This window comes from Candidatus Endomicrobiellum agilis (genome assembly GCF_020328115.1).
Lineage (GTDB): Bacteria > Elusimicrobiota > Endomicrobiia > Endomicrobiales > Endomicrobiaceae > Endomicrobiellum > Endomicrobiellum agilis.
The window spans coordinates 1-2,761 of the sequence record NZ_JAIXMW010000021.1 but is presented as its reverse complement, the minus strand read 5'-3'; the positions used below and the strand labels follow the sequence as shown (position 1 = coordinate 2,761).

4 protein-coding genes are annotated in these 2,761 nt (G+C 38.2%); all 4 read right to left on the bottom strand.

Annotated elements, in window-relative coordinates; genetic code table 11:
- On the bottom strand, positions 1-1,071 hold a 1,071-nt coding region (secY, locus tag LE179_RS06465; RefSeq protein WP_374129553.1), incomplete at its 3' end, for a preprotein translocase subunit SecY.
- A gap of 175 nt (positions 1,072-1,246) precedes the next feature.
- Positions 1,247-1,690, bottom strand: a complete 444-nt coding sequence (gene rplO, locus LE179_RS06460; RefSeq protein ID WP_374129554.1) for a 50S ribosomal protein L15 — start codon at positions 1,688-1,690, stop codon at positions 1,247-1,249.
- Positions 1,690-2,193 carry a 30S ribosomal protein S5 gene (rpsE, locus tag LE179_RS06455; protein ID WP_374129552.1) on the bottom strand — a complete coding sequence of 168 codons (504 nt, stop codon included), beginning with the start codon at positions 2,191-2,193 and terminating at the stop codon, positions 1,690-1,692. Before rpsE ends, rplO begins: the two co-directional genes overlap by 1 nt.
- 116 nt (positions 2,194-2,309) lie before the next feature.
- Entirely contained in the window at positions 2,310-2,669 is a 360-nt protein-coding gene (gene rplR, locus LE179_RS06450; RefSeq protein ID WP_374129551.1) for a 50S ribosomal protein L18, read from the bottom strand.
- Positions 2,670-2,761 lie beyond the last annotated feature (92 nt).

Genomic DNA, 2,761 nt, shown 5'->3' with positions numbered 1-2,761 from the left:
AATACCTGGAATGAAACCGCCTGACTTTTTCATATTTTCAGCAATGTCTTTTGGATTAAAAGATATCGAGTTATAAAAATAGCAGAAGAAAATAACAAGTCCAGCATAAATTAAGCTATATATAACTGACCCGCCGTTAAACCATTCTAAAATTTTCTTAGCAATAGGAAAACCAAATATTGTCCAATTTGGAGCAAATTGAGCTATGGTCAAAGGAGCTGTTAGAATAGCCACAGAAAAAATAACCGCTATAACGCCAGATTGGTCAATTTTTATAGGAAGGAAAGAAGCTTGTCCTCCATACATTTTCCTGCCGACCATCTTCTTGGCATAATGAATAGGAATTCTTCTCTGAGCAGTTTCAACCCAAACAACAGCAACTAAAACGCTGACGACAATGGCAGTAAGGGTTAATACATATAATATTGAAATTTCTTCCATTTGAACAAGTTTAACAATGCTCAAAACAGCATGAGGAAGCCTTTCAACAATGCCAGCAAAAATTATAAGCGAAATACCGTTGCCAATACCTCTTTCTGTAACTTGTTCACCAAGCCACATTATCAAAACAGTACCCGTAAGCAAAGTTGTAATGGTTAAAAATATCCAAGACCAAGATGGCTCTAACACTATAGGCATGCCAGAAGGAGTTGGAATTTTTGTTATCATCATAGTAAGCCCAAAAGATTGAACAGCACCCAAAATAAGAGCACCATACCTTGTAATCTGCGTAATCTTTTTTCTTCCTTGTTCACCCTCTTTTGCTAACCTATCTAAATAAGGAATTACATGGGCGCCCTGCATTAAACTCATGATAATGGACGCGTTGATGTATGGCATGATGCCCATAGAAAAAATCGACATCCTGTTAAGCGCTCCACCGGAAAACATGTCTAAAAAGCCGAGCAGTCCATTAGCCTGCGCAGCAAATAAAGACTTTACAGCCTCAGCATTGATGCCAGGAAGAGGAACAGTAGCTCCTATTCTATAAGCAACAATAATAAGCAATGTGAAAAGTACTCTTTTTCTTAACTCAGGCACTCTGAATATGTCACCAAAACTTTTTAGCATAATTTATCCTGTTATCTTTCATTTCCAATTTACTAAAACTTGACATTTTAAAATCTAAGTATTTACTACTTTATGAATCTATACACAACTGTCTCTAAAATAAAAAATAACAGACAAAGCTTTTTGCGCTTATATCCTTCTTTTTTCAACTGCTGTCTACATCTTCTTTTAATCGTTATTTAACAATTTCAGCTTTACCACCTACTGCAGTGATTTTTTCAATTGCAGACTTTGAGAAAGCAGCTACTTTAACAGTTAAAGCTTTCTTAAGCTCGCCGACGCCCAAGATTTTTACAAGCTTTGCCTTTCCTGTAAGTCCAGCTTCTTTAAGAGATTGAGGTGTAACTTCTACACCCGCATCAAACTTATTTAAACTTTCAACATTGACAATTTCGTATTCTTTACGGAACTGATTATTGAACCCTCTTTTAGGAATTCTTCTAAAAATAGGCATCTGCCCACCTTCAAAACCTATTTTTTTTGCTCCGTCGCCAGAACGAGATTTTTGCCCCTTACAACCACGGGTAGCAGTACGCCCATGTCCAGAAGCAACGCCACGTCCGACAATTTTCTTTCTATGTTTTGAGCCTTTTGCGGGCTTTAAATTATTCAAACCTATCATATTTGCGCAGCCTCTTTCTCTCTGATTTTAGCAACATATTCTTTTGAACGAAGGGCTTTAAGCGCTTCTAAAGTTGCATACACTACATTAAACGGATTAGAAGAACGCATCGACTTTGTAAGAATATCTTTTATTCCTACAGCTTCAAGAACAGCTCTTACTGCTCCGCCGGCGATAACTCCAGTTCCCGGAGCTGCAGGCTTTAGAAATACCTTGCCCGAGCCTGAAACACCAATTATCTCGTGAGGGATTGTGCTGCCTTTAAGCTGCACTGAAACCATATGTTTTGAAGCTTGCATACTGCCTTTTTGTATTGCAGCTTGCACTTCGTTTGCTTTGCCAAGACCACAACCTACTTTACCGACTCCGTCGCCTACAACTACCAAAGCGTTAAACGAAAATCTTTTTCCGCCTTTAACAACTTTTGCTACTCTGTTAACGGCAACAACAGTTTCTTTCAAGCCATTATCATTTTGTTGTTTAAATATTTTCTCAGCCAACTTGTCCTCCTAAGACTTACACGCTGTATTCTTTTCTTTAGCATACTTTATCTTAAAATCTAGAAACGCCTTTGGCGGTTCGCTTAAGAATTTCCATTGGGAACCAGCAAATTCCGTTAAAAATCTAACCCGCCTTCTCTTGCAGCGTCTGCGAGAGCTTTAATTTTTCCTGTAAACTCATACCCTCTGCGGTCAAACACAACTTTTTTAACACCTTTTTGAGACGCTYTTTTAGCTATCAGTTCCCCTACAGACTTTGCCGCCGCGACAGTATCTGTAWCTTTCAACTTGCCTTTAAGTTCAGGAGACAATGTTGAAGCTGACACCAAAGTGGTACTTTTACTGTCGTCAATGATTTGCGCATAAATATGCTTATGTCCGCGATGAACGCTTAAACGAAGTCTTTCTTGCGTTCCCTTAATCTTATTTCTTACCCTTTTAACGCGATAATCAAACCTTTTATTTGAATCTTTCATCTAAAATCCTCTATTTTTTGCCTGAGCCTGCCGCGGCTTTTCCGGCTTTTCTTATTATCTTTTCACCCAAATATCTTATACCAAAACCTTTG